The organism is Zhenhengia yiwuensis, from assembly GCF_014384995.1.
Taxonomy (GTDB): domain Bacteria; phylum Bacillota; class Clostridia; order Lachnospirales; family Cellulosilyticaceae; genus Zhenhengia; species Zhenhengia yiwuensis.
On record NZ_JACRSY010000005.1, the window covers coordinates 119256 to 134987 of the forward strand.

Sequence of the window (15732 nt, forward strand, 5' to 3'; positions counted from 1 at the left end):
AAAATGAAATATGTTGTACTCGGCGCTTCTGCTGCTGGTATAAGCGGTGCAAGACGACTACGTGAACTTGATGCATCTGCTGAGATTACTTTAATCTCAACAGATGAGCATATTTACTCAAGATGTATTTTACATCACTATATTGAAGGGATTCGTGACCTTAATAAACTTCAATTTGTGCCAGCTGATTTTATAGAAGCAAATCGTATTCACTGGTTAAAAGGTGAGGCTGCTGTAAAAGTAGATACTGTAAATAAAATAGTAACAACTTCTACTGGCAAAGAAGTAACTTTTGATAAACTGCTTATTGCCACAGGCTCCCATGTTTTCTTCCCACCTATCCCAGGTCTTAAAGAGGCTAATAATGCTATTGGGTTCCATGACCTTGATGAATGTGAAGCTATTATGCAGCGAGCTAAAACAGCAAACAACGTAGTAATTATGGGTGCTGGTCTTGTAGGGATTGATGCTGCAAGTGGCCTCCTCCACTTAGGCAAATCGGTTACAATCGTTGAAATGCGTGACCGTATGCTTTCTATACAGCTTGACCACAAGGCTGCCAGTAGCTATGAAAAGGCTTTTGCCCAAAAAGGTGTTAAGCAGCTTTATAGCGTAGGTGCGAAAGAACTTATCTTAGATGAAAACAACGCCATTACTGCTATCAAACTAAACAGTGATGAAGTCATCCCTTGTGACCTTCTCATTGTAGCTTCTGGAGTACGTGCTAATGTAGGCTTCTTAGAAGGTAGTGGTATTGAAGTAGACCGTTTTGGTCTTGTGATTGACCCACTTGGTCAAACTTCTCACCCAGATGTTTATGGTGCAGGTGATGTTACTGGACGTAATCCAATTTGGCCTGTAGCTGTTAAAGAAGGGATTGTTGCTGCAAGCAATATGGCAGGGCAAACTAAAGAAATGACAGACTTCTTCGCAAGTAAGTCTACTATGAACTTCTTAAATATCCCTACTATGTCACTTGGCCTAGCGCAGCCAGAAAACCCTGAAGACTATAACATTGAAATAGAAGAAGATGACAAAGGCAACTATAAGAAAATTGTTCACAAAGACGGCAAAATCTATGGTGCCATCCTCCAAGGTGACCTAGCCTATTCAGGTGTTTTAACACAGCTCATTCGAAACAATATTGATGTTTCTAAAGTGAAAAAGCCACTCTTTAAAATTGACTACTCAGACTTCTTCAATATGACTGAGAACTTTGAGTTCACCTATAAAGAGCACTAAAATCGGGATAAAATCTATTTATTAAGGAGACTGTTATGCCTCAAAAATCGCTTAAAGCTAAACTTGCTAACTTACCTGTTCCTATTTTGCCAACGCTTGTAGGTGCAGCTACACTTTCAAATATGTGGGCGCCACTTGGTTTCACCTGGATTCGCCATTTAACCATGTGGGCCTGCGCCATTGTTATGCTATGCTATGTAGGTAAAATGATCTGCCACTTTAAAACAGTTAAAGCAGAATACTCTAATACTGTACCTGCTAGCTTATACGCTGGGTTTACCATGATTACTATGATTTTAGGAAGTTATGTATTTGACTTTAGTCCTGTTATAGGTAAAGCCATTTGGGCTTTAGGACTTGGGCTTCATGCTCTCCACTTAATCGTGTTTATTTATAGAAATGTTATTAAAGGCTTTAATAAAGATACTTTCGTACCAAGTTGGTTTGTAACTTTTAATGGTATTATGGTTTCTACTGTAGTAGGTGTTCCTATGAATGAACCTGCTATTGGTAAATTTATCGTTTACTATGGTCTTGTTGCTTTAGCTATTTTACTTCCTTTAATGGTTGTAAGGCTGATTAAATACCCTATTACAACAGGTCCACTCTTTATGACAAAAGCTATTATTTTAGCACCAACGAGCCTTTGCCTTGTAAGTTACCTAAACTTCATTACCGAGCCAAATGTATGGATTGTTTATAGTTTATATGCTATTGTCTTTGTTTCACTTCTTTATGTGGTGATGAACTTACCAAAATTCTTCTCCTTCACTTTCCATCCAGGCTTTGCAGGCCTTACATTCCCAATGGCTATCGGTATTGTTGCTTCTAATAAAATGTCTGCTTTCCTTATTAATGCAGGCCATGAAGCCTTTGGCAATGCGGTTAAACAAATTGCTGGTTTACAACTTTATGTGACTACAGCAATCGTTGCCTTTGTAGTATTTAACTTCTTTATGATGCTTGTTAAAAGCTTTAAAACAAACGAATCTGCTTAATACATAACACTTAAATAATGAAATATAAAAAGACTGTTAAAGTAATACTAACTCTAACAGTCTTTATTCTATATGAAAGAAAGGATACTTCTATGATATCAAATCTAGCTACTCTTATTTTAATGGGTGGTCAAAATAAACGTATGAATGGCCAGCATAAAGCCTTTTTAAAGCTTCACGAGAAAAGCTTTCTCGATCAGATTATTACAAGTCTTAAGTCCTGCGGGCCTATCTATCTTTCTGTTAATGATAAATCCCTTTATAGCCATCTGCCTTACCCTCTTATAGAAGACTGCTATAAAGAGATTGGCCCTATTGGGGGTATCTACTCTACGCTCCTTAAGGTGCCGTCTAACTATGTGTTTATCACCGCCTGCGACATGCCTTTTATGGAGGCTGAGTTTGTTAACTATCTTTATAGTCAGCTTGAACCTGATACCTCCTGCATTGTCGTATCAGACTCTAGCGGGCGCTTCTACCCACTTGGCGGCATTTATTCTAAAACCATGCTCCCTCTTATTAAAGAGCAGATTGAAAATGAAAACTACCGCCTTGGTGCTCTCCTTAAACGTGCAGGCGCTAAAATCGTTCCATTAAATGAGACGCCTTTTAGTGAAAAACTTCTTCGTAATATTAATACACCGAAGGAGTACGAAGCACTATTAGAGAAGTAGTAAGCATTTCTTTTTGTACTAGGAAGGTTAAACTAATCTCGTAAAAATAATAATTTTGAAGTATCTATTACAATACCTACCTTCTGCTCACCAAGTATTTCTTCTATGCCTTCGTATTCTCGTCTACTACAACTATATAGAAGTTTGGAGCCATCTTCTAAGTATAATTCTATCCTCACCTTGTCAGGTAGAGCCATAACCTTCCCTACCTGTGCACTAGCATGATTTTGGCTACCTGAATAAGGCGTGATGACTAGATCACTTTCTCTAATACCTACATACCCTATATCATCTGAAATCGTTAAGCCTTCTAATTTAAGCCCCCAAGCTTCCACCCCTACTGTCTGTGCATCTATTTGTGTTAAAGGTGCCACATTACAGCGTCCTGTGAGTCTTGCCCCAGTTAAGGTGGTAGGTCTTTTAAAGATTGTTTCTGTTCTATTTTGTTCTATAACCCTTCCCTCTGAAATAATAGCTACCTCTTGGCAGTATTGATAAACTTCCTCTTTATTATGAGATACATACAACACACTCCCTTTAAAAGCTTCTAAAGCTTTTTGGAAAGGTTCCTCCAGTGTCTGACGCAAGTGGCTATCTAGCGCAGAAAAAGGTTCATCTAGCATTAAAAGATCTGGCTCTTGAGCAAGGATTCTAGCCAGTGCTACTCTTTGCTTTTGTCCACCTGAAAGGGCCTTGGGCTTTTTACGTTCAAGTTCTTCAAGTTCTAGGAACTTTAGATAATCCCTAATACGCTTCTCTTTTTCTTCCTTAGTCCCTTTCATACCAATGGCAATGTTATCATAAACACTCATATGATTAAAAAGGGCATAGCTTTGAAACATAAGTCCTACATTCCGCTCTTGTGGTTTAAGATTAATCCCACGCCTCGAATCAAAGAGCACTCTATTATTAAGGGTAATCATTCCCCTATCTGGTAGGATGATCCCTGCAATCATTTTAAGTGTGATCGATTTACCCGAGCCAGAATAGCCTAAAAGTCCTGTGACCACATCTTCTGTCTCTAAATCTATTTTGAGGTTAAATCCCTCTAATACCTTTTCAACATGGATTTTTAGACTCATACTCTTAGCTCCTTCTATTAAAGTAATTCATTAATCCTAACATGATACAAGAGATAAGGGTGATAATAGCCGTCCAAAAAGCTGCAAGCTCCACCTTACCATTTGCTGTAGCAAAGTAAATAGCTAGGGGCATGGTTTGGGTTACACCTGGAATATTCCCTGCAATCATAAGCGTAGCCCCAAACTCTCCTAGTGCCCTTGCAAAAGCTAAAATAAGCCCTGCTAAAATACCTGGTAAGGCCTCGGGAATAAGAATACGCATAAAAATTTGAAGTTCTGATAGTCCAAGAGTCCTAGCTGCCCAAATCACTTCTTCATCTACCTGTTCAAAAGCCCCCTTTGCCCCACGGTACATAAGTGGAAAAGCTACAACAACAGCCGCTAAAACAGCGGCTGTAGGGGTAAAAATAATATTTAAGTTAAGCCCCTTTTTACCAAAGAGGACTAATAATATAAAACCTATAACAGTAGGGGGCAGGACTAAAGGCAAGGTAAATAATACATCTAAAAACCACTTCATACGTCCTTGTAAGTTCATAGATAATCTCGCCATTCCAACACCTAATAGGAACACAATACTTAGAGCTGTTAAAGCTATTTTTAAGGATAAAATAAGCGGACTTAAATCCATAGGCATCTTTGCTCCTCCTTATTCTTGAGGTGTAAAACCATATGCTCGAAAGATATCTTGTGCTTCCTTAGAAGTGAGAAAAGCTGTAAAAAGCTTAGCTTCTTCTAAGCGAGGGCTGCCTTTTATAAGCGCTACAGGATAAATAATAGGATCATGCCAACTTTCATCTGCGCTGTCACAGATTATTACTTTCTGACTCACCTTTGCATCAGTTTCATAAACAATACCCGCCTCTGCGTTACCTGTCTCTACCCAAAAGAGTACTTCCCTTACATCTTTAGCGTAAACCAAGTTATCTTTTAACTGATCTGTAAGCCCTAAGGCTTTAAAAACTTCTTCTGTATACTGTCCTACTGGTACACTTCCAAAGTCTCCCACTGCAAGTTTCTCTAAGTCTGTTTCACCTAAAGTCTTAAAGCTTAAAGATTTACTATCATCTTTTCCTGTAATGAGCACAAGCTTATTACGAAGGACCTCTTTCGTACTCTCCTCTTCTACAAGCCCTGATTCTATTAACGTCTGAACTTGCGCTTTCCCTGCTGAGAAAAAGACATCTACTGGCGCGCCTTGCGCAATCTGCTCCTTGAGGGCCCCTGAACTGCCAAAGTTAAACTTCAAAGCTATATCTGGATACTGCCCTTTAAAAGCCTCTTGTATATCTGCCATACAATCTGTTAAACTGGCCGCTGCCGAAATAGTCAGTTCCCTTGAAAGCGACTTTTGACTACAGCCACTTACAAGGAAGACAAGAAGGCTGATTACTAAAACGTGTAATATTTTCTTCAAGCCGCACCTCCTACTTACTTCCTATACTTATTATACTCTATTAGTGCTATGCTCTGGCATGGCACACTCTGATGCACTCCCTTTTAAGATTCCAATTCCATGTTCCAGGCTATCTAGTATACTCTCTAGATTTTCACGTACTGCCTTTGGGCTACCTGGTAAGTTCACAATAAGCGTATCCCGACGAATGCCTGCTACACTGCGGCTTAACATGGCTCTTGGTGTAATTTGAAGACTATAGTAACGCATAGCCTCTGGTATACCAGGTACTTGCTTTTCTATAATATCAAGGGTTGCTTCAGGTGTGCAGTCTCTTTTTGAAAAGCCTGTCCCACCTGTTGTTAAGATTAAATCGACATGCCTTGTATCACACCAAGTCTTCATCTTTTGACTAAGCTGTTCTCTTTCATCTGGCAAAATCACATAGTCTATGACTTGCCAACCCTTAGCAGTTACCATTTCCTTAATGACTTCGCCGCTTCTATCTTCTCTTTCACCTTTAGAACCTTTATCACTGGCGGTAATAATGCCTACTTTAATCATTTTCGATCATCCTCATTTCGTCACCTACTTTAATAGTGCCCCCATGAATAACGCGTGCAAATACACCTTCTCTTGGCATAATGCAGTCTCCTACTTGATAATAGATTTGGCAATGATGGTGACACTGTTTACCTATTTGTGTCATTTCTAAAATCACATCATTGCACTGAAAACGTGTTCCTACTGGTAAATGCTTAAAGTCAAACCCTTTTACAATAAGGTTCTCACCAAAAGCACCTGGTCCTACCTTGGCACCTCTTTCTTTAAAAGCTTCAATTTGCTCATGACTAATGAGGCTGACTTGACGGTGCCATTTCCCTGCATGGGCATCCTTTTCAATGCCGAAGTCCTCTATAAAGTTACCTTCTTCAATATTAATCTTTTGTGTACCTCGTTTTTCACTAATACATAGTGCCATCACTTCTCCCATGTCAACCTCCTATTTGTGCCATGATTTTATCTTCGTCTTCTTCCCTAGGTGCATCACCAAAATGATGTTTTTCTGGTTTGTAATGAATAGCTTCTCCTATAAGCCTGGTTAGTTCTTCCTGGCTAATACCACTTCTTAATAAGTGTTTCACATCAAGTCCTGCTTTAGAGTGTAAGCAAAGCTTTAAGAAACCATCTGCTGTTAAGCGGATGCGGTTACATGCATCGCAGAAACACTCACTCACTGCACTAATAAAGCCAATCTTACCTTTAAAGCCCTCTATCTCCCAATACTGAGCAGGGCCATTGCCTAGTTTGCCTTTATAAGGCTTAAGTATACCAAACTTCTCTTCAAGTATAGCTATAATCTCTTCTTTACCTATACGCTCAAACTGTTTACCAAGTCCAATAGGCATAAGCTCAATAAAGCGTACATGAATAGCATCATGCTGAGCTAATTGAGCAAGAGCGCAAATAGCTTCTTCATTTAGATGTTTAGCGACTAAGGCATTAACTTTCACCCTTTTTAGGTCACTATGGGCTGCCTTATGAATAGCTGCTAATACCTTATCTAAACCGTCTACCTTTGTAATTTCCTTAAAATGCTTTGGGTCTAAAGTATCTAAACTAATATTAATCTGACTAATACCAGCTTCTATTAAATCCTCTAACTGCTTTTCTAAGAGGAGCCCATTCGTCGTAAGTGTAATTTCTTCAATACCTTCTACAGCTTTAATCTGTCTCACTAAACTTACAAAGTCAGGTCTTACTAAAGGCTCACCACCTGTTAACTTAATCTTTTTAATACCCAGTTTGGCTGCACTTTTGCATACTTTTATAATCTCCTCAAAGCTTAGTACTTCTTCCTTTTCTAAGCATGAGATGTCGCCCTCAGGCATACAATAGACACATTTTAGATTACATCTGTCTGTAACAGAAATTCTTAAGTAATCTATAGATCTATGTTTTCCATCTTCCATCAGCTTCTCCTCCAATCTTTCTAGATTTTTTAGTTAAGAGGAGATAATATTTTCTCCTTGATAATCTCTAAAACGCCCTCTATATCATTTAAGCCTATAAGAGGCACGCTGGTTTCTAATGGAACATCTGTTACAATGGCTAACAAAGTTTCAGGGTCACATACGCTTTCTTTAGACCTAGCACTTCTTACTACCTCTATTTTAGGAAAAGCAGAATATTTCATCCCCTCCAAAATAACAATATCCATATCTTTCTGATAGGCTATCATTTTTTCAATAGAAGGTTCTTCATGCTCCTGTACCATCATCATCTTGGTCTTAGAATAGACAATAACATTCTTAGCCCCTGCCGCTTTATGTCTGTAGCTATCCGTTCCTTCATGGTCAGCCACAAACTCATGTCCATCATGTTTGATCACACCTACTTTGTATCCTAACTGAGTTAATCTTGTTACAAGCTGCTCCACTAAAGTGGTTTTACCTGAGTTTTTAATACCACTTACAGCAAAAACTTTAGGCTTCTTCTCTTTTATAGTGTCCACTTTTACCACCTTGCTTTTCTATAAGACGAACATTTGTAATCTCCATCCCTTTATCCATAGCTTTGCACATATCATAAATCGTAAGAAGTGCTAAGTTTACACCTGTTAAGGCTTCCATTTCCACGCCTGTCTGTCCACTTACTTTAACAATGCAGCATGCTTCAATACTTAAAGTCTCTGGATGCATGGTAAAGTCTACTGTGCATTTAGAAATCATAAGAGAATGGCACATTGGGATAAGGTCTGATGTTTTCTTCGCTCCCATAATGCCTGCTATTCTTGCTACACCTAATACATCGCCTTTTTTAGCTGTTCCATTTGAAATAGCATCATATACAGCTTGATTCACCTGAATACTGCCTCTTGCCTCGGCAATACGTGTTGTCACTGCCTTTTCGGAAACATCCACCATAACGGCATTTCCTGATGCATCAAAATGTGTTAATCTATCATCCATATTTATCACCTTTTCTTTTATCTAGGCCTAATCGCTTACTTTTATTACGAACTTCTATTTTTTGTTTTATATTAAAACAACTTGAACCTTATCGCCTACTTCCAGTCCCTTCGTACCTGCTGGAATGTCAATAAGTGCATTGCATAGGCTCATGGTATAAAGAGAACCTGAAGCATGATTGTTATGATTAAGTGTTACTTTTCCATTTTCAAAAGAAGCACGTATAAAACGTCTCTTTGGACTATGCTTTAGAAAGACACTTGCCATCTGCCCTTCCGTATAAAGAGGCTGAATGCTCTTATCCCCAGAAAGATGGGCTAAAAGTGGTCTAATGAGAAGCTCAAAGTTTGCCAGTGCAGCAAAGGGATTACCTGATAGCCCTACAAGTAGTTTATCTCTATACAAGGCCGCTAGTACGGGTGTCCCTGGCTGCATAGCTATACGCCAAAATAGTCTTTTAGCCTCTAGTAGTTTAATCACTTCATGCATAATATCCTTCTTCCCTACAGATACACCACCTGTAGTGACCATAAGGTCTACTTCATTCCAATGCTTTTCTAATACATGGGCTACTTGCTCCGCTGTATCTTCGCTCATTCTAAAGACGTGTACCTCTATACCTAATGCTGTAGCCTTTGCCTCTAGCATGACTTCATTAGCATTATAAATCTTACCTGGTTTTAAAGGTTGCCCTAAAGGTGTCAGCTCATCTCCTGTACATAAAAGTCCCATTTTAAGCTTTCTTCTTACTTCTACCTGCTCTATACCCATACTGGCTAGAATGCCTAAAGTGACAGGTGAGAGCTTCTCGCCTTCCTGTAAAAGGGTTGTGCCTGCCTGAATATCTTCTCCTTGATAGCAGTAATTGGCATAAGGTTTAAGGGCTTTATAAAGCTTTACTTCCTTTTCACCTTCATCTGTATCTTCCTGTCTTAATACGCAGTCGCACCCTTTTGGAATAGGTGCACCTGTCATAATACGAACAGCTTCTTTATCTCCTACTTCTTCTGGGAAGTAATCTCCTGCACAGACTTCACCTACTACTTTTAAAGTAATAGGTGTATCGATAGATGCTCCCTCACTATCAGCCGCCTTAAAGGCATAACCATCTAAAGGGGAACGGTCAAAAGGTGGATTGGAGATAGGTGCCTTATAGTCCCTGGCTAAAATACGTCCATTAGCCTGATTTAAAGGAAGCACCTCTACTTCCAAATGCACCCTACTTGCTGATCTTAAAAGGGTAATGGCCTCTTCTAAATTCATTCCTACCATACCTATTCTCCTTTACCAAAGGAGCAGTGTGGATAGACACAAGGTTTACATCCTGTACATAGTCCGCCGTGTCCTAATTTCACTAAGTCTTTCTTACTAAGCTTCTCGCCTGCCATAATACGTGGCAAGACTAGGTCAAATACTGTAGCCCCTGCATACATAACACAGCCCGGAAGCCCCATAACAGGAATGTCCTCTCCGTAATAACCAAGTAAAAACATAGCGCCTGGCAACACTGGCGCACCATAAGAAATAATTTCAGCCCCTACCGCCTTAATAGCACTTGGCGTTACATCATCAGGGTCTACGCTCATACCGCCTGTGCAAATAATCATATCCGCACCTTGTGCTAAGAAGTCCTCTATAGCCTCTGTAATCCTTTCGATTTTGTCATCTACAATACGTTGCCCTAAAACCTCTGCGCCAAATGGCTCTAACTTTTTACGAATAACTGGGCCAAAGGCATCTTGGATACGCCCTTTATACACTTCACTACCTGTTGTAACAATGCCTACCTTTTTATGCTGAAAAGGTAGAATTTGAAGAAGTGGCTTATGCCCTGCTACTCTTTTTACTTCTTCCATCACTTCTTTTTCTATTAAAAGTGGAATAACTCTTGTACCCGCCAGTTTTTCTCCTGCTTTTACAGCTAAGTTGGTATGACGCGTCGCAATCATGACTTGATCAATGCTATTAATCTCTATAAGCCTTTCAGTATCTACCTTAAAAAGCCCATCACATGTGGCAATGGCCTCTATCTTTCCTTCCCTCACCTCAGATGGCTTAATATGTTCATTGTGACAAATGCCATATAAAATCTCAGCAGCCTCATTTTCATGAAGCATGTTCTCATCTTTTTCCCAAATATATAAATGTTCCTTACCAATGGAGAGTAAAACAGGAATATCCTCCGCCTTAACTACATGGCCTTTCTTAAAAGCTACACCTTTTGTGACATCTTTAATAATTTGCGTAATATCATGACAAAGTACATGACCTACTGCATCTTCTGTACGAATCTGTTTCACCTTGTTTACCTCCTTTATATATCAAGGACTATAATACGTTAATGATTGTTAAAAAATATACTATCTCCATTTTACTCTATCTTTTCATTTCTTTCCGTAATAAATATCACACTTTCTTAGGCTTATGTTGTACCTATCTCTAAAAGCCAATACACTTTTCTATCATTTTAAGCAAAAAAAGATGACGCCTATTATTTAGACATCATCTTTTTACTTATTTATTTCTGTTACTAAGATTACCATTTTTATGGTAACTAGTTTCATCTTATGTTATAATCTAGACTACAATTTCATAGTTTGAGCGGGCTACTGGTATCACTTGCGGGTTCTTTTCTATTAACACTTTTAACATTTATAGTGTTGCTTATTGAAAAAATCACAAAAAAATAGTAGCCCTCTTCTGCAATGATGTGCTACTATTTTTCATCTAAACTAAATAGTGATACCAGTTGCCTAAACAACTTAAATTGTACTAAGAAGAATGTTACCAGCATTCTTCTTTTTTATTACTTATATTATACCATTATTTCAATAGAAATAAACCCCTATTTATGTGCCATCCTTTCTCTAATCGCCCCCACCACTTTTTCTCTATATTCAGCTTGTCTCCAAGGAGCATTCATAATATGATCCATCATTTCCTGGGTGGGTACCCACTTAACCGCTTCTACCTCTTCCTCTTGAAGAACGCACGCATCTGCCTCAAAGTCTTTCTTTAAAAACCAAATATCGACAAAGCTTTGTTCCCTTTGAATACGTGTAACGTACTCTAGTTCATCTAGTTCTAGGCTGATGCCAATCTCTTCTTCTACTTCTCTTAAGGCACCTAATCTGCTGTCTTCTCCTGAAGTTACTGCACCGCCTGTCGTATCCCATACACCTGGAAGGACTTCTTTTGTGCTAGATCTCTTTTGCATGAGGTACTCACCCTTGCTGTTTACAATATAAATATGTACAGCAAGCATATATTCTCCTTCTGCTAGTGGCATACCTCTCTCTATGACACGCCCTGTTGGATTACCCTTCGCATCTAATATATCCCATAGTTCTTTTGCCATTTTTATAGTTCCTTTCTACTCTACGTCAAAATCGAGTTCGATCTTGCTTGTAGCGGTTTGAAGTCTTGTGAGTTTTACACCTGCTGCTTCAAACATACGCTTGGATGCTTTAACGGCATCAGATTCAGCATACTTATCAGATAAATAAATAACCTCTCTAATCCCTGATTGAATAATCGCTTTACAGCATTCATTACAAGGGAAAAGTGCTACATAAAGTTTGGCACCTACTAAAGACTTACCTTGTGCATTTAAAATAGCATTCAGCTCTGCATGTACCACAAACGGATATTTTGTATCTAAAAAGTCCCCTTCTCGGCCCCAAGGAAAATGCTCATCCTCACATCCTATCGGTAACCCATTATACCCCACACTTAAAATGGTATTGGCTCTTGAACCTTCCATCTGGTCACTACTTACGATACATGCACCTACTTGTGTACTTGGGTCCTTACTTCTTTTGGCTGCAAGAAGCGCAATCCCCATAAAATAATCATCCCATGAAATGTAATCTTGTCTTTTCATTCTATATCCTCCACGCTTAACTTTTGTTACTTCTACTTTATCACAGTACCTAAAAAAAATGAATATCTATTTATACCAAACACTTTATATTATCGTTTGCTAAAATCCAATCTTTTAATTATATTGTTTGAATTTATTATTGTTTTATCTTTTAACAAGTGTTATACTTGCCACAAAGGAGGTATCTACAAGCATGTTGTTAAACCATTTTAAAGATCTCTTAGGGCAAAATTATTCTGTTGTAAAGATTACAGAGGACAATCTAAACGATGTACTAAAGCTTATGCAGGCCAATACTTATTACTACTCTCAAATCCCATTTCCTACGCCCTCCTTAGATACCTGCAGGAAAGATCTTACTGCCTTGCCGCCCAATACGGATATGAAACAGAAGAACTATATAGCACTTTATAAAGGCCATGATTGTATGGCTATCCTAGATTATATCGAGTCCTATCCTAGTAAAGACATAGTATACTTAGGTCTATTTATGCTACATCCTGACTATCATCATCAAGGATTAGGTGAAAAGCTCATCCATATCTTTATAGAAAGTGCCAAAGCAAGCCATTTTTCTGGCATTAATCTTGCTTGCTATGAAGTTAATACTATAGGCTATGCATTTTGGAAGAAGATAGGTTTTGTAACGGAGAAAGCATGTATCCGCCAGATAGATGGCGTCTCCTACGTCTTATTAGAAATGTATAAATCCTGTTTATAGTCTATTTATAAGGAAAAGGAGGAACTCAAAATGATTGAAAATCTTAATGAATTATTTTGGAATGCAGATTTAGAAACGATTAAACAAGGTTATATGGATAGAGAAACGGACTATGCTTGTATCATCTGTGGTGAAACTTTCACAAAAGGCCAAATCTACTCTATAGACGGTAATCTTTACGATGCGCGTAAAACTGCCCAGCTGCATATTGCCAAGGAGCATGACTCTATGCTTCACTATATGCTAGGCATGAACACAAACTTTTTAGGGATTACTGAAGTTCAAAAGCAATTTATTGAAATGCTTGCTACGGGCATAAGCGATAAGGAAATCGCCACTAAGCTGTCTATTAATCCCTCAACTGTACGCAATCACCGCTACAGACTGCGTGAGAAGGAAAAACAAGCCAAACTCTTCTTAGCTCTCATGCAACTTTTACAAGATGTACAAAATAAACCCCTTACAGTAGTGGGCGACTCTAAACTTCAGGAAACTTCTAAAACCGCCACCATGGTAGATGACAGGTATGATACAACAGAAGCTGAGAAGCAAAAAATCTTATCCACTTACTTTGATGAAGTAGGTAGACTTAAGAATTACCCCGCTAAAGAAAAACGTAAAATCATTGTCCTTAGTCACCTTAGCACACTCTTTAAAAAAGGTCGTTTCTACAGTGAGGCCGAAATCAACCGCACACTGGAACGTATCTATGACGATTACGTTACATTGCGCCGTGCCCTTATTGAATATGGTTTTATGGACCGTGTAGATGGTGGGGCGCAGTATTGGATTAAGGAATAAGGGGCAATAAAATAAGGCCTGCCCATACGGGAGGCCCTTATTCTATTCATTATTCTCTAGCTCTTGCTCTTGTATCATTTCTTCTACTATGGTAATGGCATCTGCAATGAATGTATTACATTTACTCTGAAGAAGGCCTTGCTCCTTGATGAATTTCATACCTTCTTCTGTACCAATGTTATGGCCTAATAATTCTTTACATACAATAGTGCCATGCTTTTTAGCAAAACGTGCTTGAAACTCCTGAACCATTTTATAAGCCTTCATCTTGGTTTCTTGGTCACTTGCTTCTACTTGCCCGTATTTAAGGCCTAGTACCATCAGTGCACCTGTTACGCCACCACATGTTCCGCCGTGTCTCATACCACCACCAAATCCAGTGGCTACTCTCGCCGCCATCTCCTGGCTTAGGCCTAGCTCCTTGCAAAATGCAATGAGCACAGCTTGACTACAGTTATAGCCTGCATCATGATGCTGGGCTGCTTGTAATTGTTTATTCATTGTCCACCTCTTCTATGTCACCCTTTATCGCTTCGCTCTAACTATAGCAAACTACGTCCTAGAATTCAAATCTTACTCAGCATCTATAATCGTTTGAGCCATTGCCACAAGGTCTTCTACTGGTAAGTCAATACCACTACCTCCTATTGAATAGAGGATATCTCCTTCATGCCATTGAAGATATTGTACCTTTTCTACAAATACCTCATCCGTCCCAAAAGAAACCTCAATTTGTCCACTTTCAAGAGCTACTTGGTCTTCCTCTGTAAGCTCATAACTTTCTGGGACAAATTTATACATTTTCTCATAATAATAAAGAGAGGTGTCTTTATAAGTATCTATAAGTGTATTCCCTTCTCCTAACATCATATACTGTTCTGGCATTTTCTCTGCACTTAGCGTTACTTGTTTATCTGCCCCCTCTTGTTTATAACCTAAAGATAAACTTTTCGCTTCCACAATAGGTCTATTCACATCATCTACTAAGGCATTCTCTCCAACGTGGCCCATGAAGAAGTTAAATCCACCAGGTAAACTTTCTACATATTTAGGTAAGAAACCTATATCCTTCTGTACAACAGCCTGCTCTGGGAAGCTACTATATCTCAGGCTACTATGCCCAATCCATGCTTTGCCTATAGAACTTCCTATAACTGTAATAGACACTAGTGCTAAGCAACTTACCATTACTGTGATTAATTTTTTCTTATTTTTAAATGAAAACTTTTTAGAACTCATATGCTTTTGCTCCTCCTCATAAATACGTGCTTTAATTTGACTGAGTAAAACATCTTTTGCCTCTATTTCATCAGCCTTTTGAATGAATACTTTTTTAATCATACCCTCACAACCTTTCTTGGCTCAGTTTCTTCTTGCTCAAGTAAATGAAGCTTTAGTCTTTTTCTTGCTGTGTAAAGCCTTGATTTGACTGTTCCTTCGAAGCAGCCCATAACCTTTGCAATCTCTTTAACGGTCAGTTCGTTGTAGTAATACAAGATAAGCGTAGTCTGTAAAGGATAGTCTAGCCTTAAAATCTGTTCATACAAAGCCTCATACTCATATCTACTTTCTAAACTCTTTGCCCCTTCTATTAAATGAGCTTCTTCTATAAGCTCACTAATCGTCTCTGTTGGAACTAAACTTCTTTCCTTCTTTATACTTCGCCAAGCAGTCCTTGTTAAGAGCTTAAAGAACCAAGTCTTAAAACATTCGGGCTTTTTGAGCTTACCAATGGATAGATAACAAGTGGTAAAAGCCTCTTGTACGATATCTTCTGCCATCTGCTTATGTCCGGTCATAAGATAAACAGTCTTAATCGCCCTATTCTTGTCGCTTTCAAACAAATCCTCGAAAGCCTTCATATTCCCTTGTTGCACTGCTTTTACCAGCTCTATTTCATCCATCTTACTTCCTCCTTCTTAGGTGCACCTATTTATAAAGAGACACGTTTTCATCCTTTGGT

Annotated in this window: 20 protein-coding genes; 5 read left to right on the top strand and 15 right to left on the bottom strand. The window is 38.7% G+C overall.

Annotation, left to right across the window (positions count from 1 at the left end):
• The first annotated feature begins 3 nt into the window (after window positions 1-3).
• From H8718_RS04535 to mobA, 3 genes are all read left to right on the top strand, one after another.
• Window positions 4-1242: an NAD(P)/FAD-dependent oxidoreductase gene (locus tag H8718_RS04535; protein WP_249331878.1), complete on the top strand. Its 1239-nt coding sequence runs from the start codon at window positions 4-6 to the stop codon at window positions 1240-1242.
• A gap of 35 nt (window positions 1243-1277) precedes the next feature.
• Window positions 1278-2240, top strand: a complete 963-nt coding sequence (locus H8718_RS04540) for a TDT family transporter (protein ID WP_249331880.1) — start codon at window positions 1278-1280, stop codon at window positions 2238-2240.
• Between the two features lie 92 nt (window positions 2241-2332).
• Window positions 2333-2914 (top strand): molybdenum cofactor guanylyltransferase, encoded by a 582-nt coding sequence (gene mobA, locus H8718_RS04545; protein ID WP_249331883.1) that lies wholly within the window; start codon window positions 2333-2335, stop codon window positions 2912-2914.
• Between the two features lie 32 nt (window positions 2915-2946).
• Here the strand turns inward: mobA and H8718_RS04550 are convergent, their stop codons facing one another.
• The 12 genes from H8718_RS04550 to H8718_RS04605 all read right to left on the bottom strand — a co-directional run bounded on the left by H8718_RS04550 (window position 2947) and on the right by H8718_RS04605 (window position 12247).
• On the bottom strand, window positions 2947-3996 hold the full coding sequence (locus H8718_RS04550) for a sulfate/molybdate ABC transporter ATP-binding protein (protein WP_249331885.1): 1050 nt from the start codon (window positions 3994-3996) through the stop codon (window positions 2947-2949).
• 4 nt (window positions 3997-4000) lie between these two features.
• Window positions 4001-4633 (bottom strand): molybdate ABC transporter permease subunit, encoded by a 633-nt coding sequence (gene modB / locus H8718_RS04555; protein ID WP_249331888.1) that lies wholly within the window; start codon window positions 4631-4633, stop codon window positions 4001-4003.
• Between the two features lie 12 nt (window positions 4634-4645).
• Entirely contained in the window at window positions 4646-5413 is a 768-nt protein-coding gene (gene modA, locus H8718_RS04560) for a molybdate ABC transporter substrate-binding protein (protein WP_249331891.1), read from the bottom strand.
• A 30-nt stretch (window positions 5414-5443) separates the two neighbouring features.
• Window positions 5444-5956: a MogA/MoaB family molybdenum cofactor biosynthesis protein gene (locus H8718_RS04565; protein WP_249331893.1), complete on the bottom strand. Its 513-nt coding sequence runs from the start codon at window positions 5954-5956 to the stop codon at window positions 5444-5446.
• Window positions 5949-6386, bottom strand: a complete 438-nt coding sequence (locus H8718_RS04570) for an MOSC domain-containing protein (protein WP_249331895.1) — start codon at window positions 6384-6386, stop codon at window positions 5949-5951. The genes H8718_RS04565 and H8718_RS04570 overlap by 8 nt, the downstream gene beginning before the upstream one ends.
• A 1-nt stretch (window position 6387) precedes the next feature.
• Window positions 6388-7365, bottom strand: a complete 978-nt coding sequence (gene moaA / locus H8718_RS04575; protein ID WP_249331897.1) for a GTP 3',8-cyclase MoaA — start codon at window positions 7363-7365, stop codon at window positions 6388-6390.
• A 29-nt stretch (window positions 7366-7394) separates the two neighbouring features.
• Window positions 7395-7907: a molybdopterin-guanine dinucleotide biosynthesis protein B gene (mobB, locus tag H8718_RS04580; RefSeq protein ID WP_249331899.1), complete on the bottom strand. Its 513-nt coding sequence runs from the start codon at window positions 7905-7907 to the stop codon at window positions 7395-7397.
• Entirely contained in the window at window positions 7879-8364 is a 486-nt protein-coding gene (moaC, locus tag H8718_RS04585; protein WP_249331902.1) for a cyclic pyranopterin monophosphate synthase MoaC, read from the bottom strand. The genes mobB and moaC overlap by 29 nt, the downstream gene beginning before the upstream one ends.
• 66 nt (window positions 8365-8430) lie before the next feature.
• Window positions 8431-9636: a molybdopterin molybdotransferase MoeA gene (locus H8718_RS04590; protein WP_249331905.1), complete on the bottom strand. Its 1206-nt coding sequence runs from the start codon at window positions 9634-9636 to the stop codon at window positions 8431-8433.
• A gap of 2 nt (window positions 9637-9638) precedes the next feature.
• The gene (locus H8718_RS04595) at window positions 9639-10664 is read right to left on the bottom strand and encodes a molybdopterin-binding protein (RefSeq protein WP_249331907.1); all 1026 of its coding nucleotides are present in this window, start codon (window positions 10662-10664) and stop codon (window positions 9639-9641) included.
• 545 nt (window positions 10665-11209) lie between these two features.
• Window positions 11210-11722, bottom strand: a complete 513-nt coding sequence (locus H8718_RS04600) for an NUDIX hydrolase (protein ID WP_249331909.1) — start codon at window positions 11720-11722, stop codon at window positions 11210-11212.
• A 15-nt stretch (window positions 11723-11737) separates the two neighbouring features.
• Complete coding sequence (locus H8718_RS04605) at window positions 11738-12247, bottom strand: deoxycytidylate deaminase (RefSeq protein ID WP_249331912.1); 510 nt, start codon at window positions 12245-12247, stop codon at window positions 11738-11740.
• A 193-nt stretch (window positions 12248-12440) separates the two neighbouring features.
• Here H8718_RS04605 and H8718_RS04610 point away from each other — a divergent pair, with 193 nt between their 5' ends.
• Together H8718_RS04610 and H8718_RS04615 are read left to right on the top strand one after the other, a co-directional pair.
• Window positions 12441-12968, top strand: coding sequence for a GNAT family N-acetyltransferase (locus H8718_RS04610; RefSeq protein WP_249331914.1), 528 nt, complete (start codon window positions 12441-12443; stop codon window positions 12966-12968).
• 30 nt (window positions 12969-12998) lie between these two features.
• The gene (locus H8718_RS04615; protein WP_249331916.1) at window positions 12999-13769 is read left to right on the top strand and encodes a DUF2087 domain-containing protein; all 771 of its coding nucleotides are present in this window, start codon (window positions 12999-13001) and stop codon (window positions 13767-13769) included.
• A gap of 42 nt (window positions 13770-13811) precedes the next feature.
• Here H8718_RS04615 and H8718_RS04620 read toward each other — a convergent pair whose 3' ends face one another.
• The 3 genes from H8718_RS04620 to H8718_RS04630 form a co-directional block, all read right to left on the bottom strand.
• A complete protein-coding gene (locus H8718_RS04620) occupies window positions 13812-14270 on the bottom strand; it encodes a C-GCAxxG-C-C family protein (protein WP_249331920.1) in 459 nt (152 codons plus the stop codon).
• Window positions 14271-14342: 72 nt separating this feature from the next.
• Complete coding sequence (locus H8718_RS04625) at window positions 14343-15110, bottom strand: hypothetical protein (RefSeq protein WP_249331921.1); 768 nt, start codon at window positions 15108-15110, stop codon at window positions 14343-14345.
• Entirely contained in the window at window positions 15107-15673 is a 567-nt protein-coding gene (locus tag H8718_RS04630) for an RNA polymerase sigma factor (protein WP_249331923.1), read from the bottom strand. Before H8718_RS04630 ends, H8718_RS04625 begins: the two co-directional genes overlap by 4 nt.
• Between the last annotated feature and the right edge of the window lie 59 nt (window positions 15674-15732).

Excerpts from the sequence above, each read along its gene's own strand:
- H8718_RS04535 (WP_249331878.1), top strand. The coding sequence starts at position 4 with ATGAAATATGTTGTACTCGGCGCTTCTGCTGCTGGTATAAGCGGTGCA.
- moaC (WP_249331902.1), bottom strand. The coding sequence starts at position 8,364 with ATGGATGATAGATTAACACATTTTGATGCATCAGGAAATGCCGTTATG.
- H8718_RS04570 (WP_249331895.1), bottom strand. The coding sequence starts at position 6,386 with ATGGGAGAAGTGATGGCACTATGTATTAGTGAAAAACGAGGTACACAA.
- mobA (WP_249331883.1), top strand. The coding sequence starts at position 2,333 with ATGATATCAAATCTAGCTACTCTTATTTTAATGGGTGGTCAAAATAAA.
- H8718_RS04625 (WP_249331921.1), bottom strand. The coding sequence starts at position 15,110 with ATGATTAAAAAAGTATTCATTCAAAAGGCTGATGAAATAGAGGCAAAA.
- H8718_RS04620 (WP_249331920.1), bottom strand. The coding sequence starts at position 14,270 with ATGAATAAACAATTACAAGCAGCCCAGCATCATGATGCAGGCTATAAC.
- H8718_RS04615 (WP_249331916.1), top strand. The coding sequence starts at position 12,999 with ATGATTGAAAATCTTAATGAATTATTTTGGAATGCAGATTTAGAAACG.
- moaA (WP_249331897.1), bottom strand. The coding sequence starts at position 7,365 with ATGGAAGATGGAAAACATAGATCTATAGATTACTTAAGAATTTCTGTT.
- H8718_RS04550 (WP_249331885.1), bottom strand. The coding sequence starts at position 3,996 with ATGAGTCTAAAAATCCATGTTGAAAAGGTATTAGAGGGATTTAACCTC.
- H8718_RS04590 (WP_249331905.1), bottom strand. The coding sequence starts at position 9,636 with ATGGTAGGAATGAATTTAGAAGAGGCCATTACCCTTTTAAGATCAGCA.
- H8718_RS04605 (WP_249331912.1), bottom strand. The coding sequence starts at position 12,247 with ATGAAAAGACAAGATTACATTTCATGGGATGATTATTTTATGGGGATT.
- H8718_RS04540 (WP_249331880.1), top strand. The coding sequence starts at position 1,278 with ATGCCTCAAAAATCGCTTAAAGCTAAACTTGCTAACTTACCTGTTCCT.
- H8718_RS04630 (WP_249331923.1), bottom strand. The coding sequence starts at position 15,673 with ATGGATGAAATAGAGCTGGTAAAAGCAGTGCAACAAGGGAATATGAAG.
- H8718_RS04610 (WP_249331914.1), top strand. The coding sequence starts at position 12,441 with ATGTTGTTAAACCATTTTAAAGATCTCTTAGGGCAAAATTATTCTGTT.
- H8718_RS04565 (WP_249331893.1), bottom strand. The coding sequence starts at position 5,956 with ATGATTAAAGTAGGCATTATTACCGCCAGTGATAAAGGTTCTAAAGGT.
- H8718_RS04600 (WP_249331909.1), bottom strand. The coding sequence starts at position 11,722 with ATGGCAAAAGAACTATGGGATATATTAGATGCGAAGGGTAATCCAACA.
- modB (WP_249331888.1), bottom strand. The coding sequence starts at position 4,633 with ATGCCTATGGATTTAAGTCCGCTTATTTTATCCTTAAAAATAGCTTTA.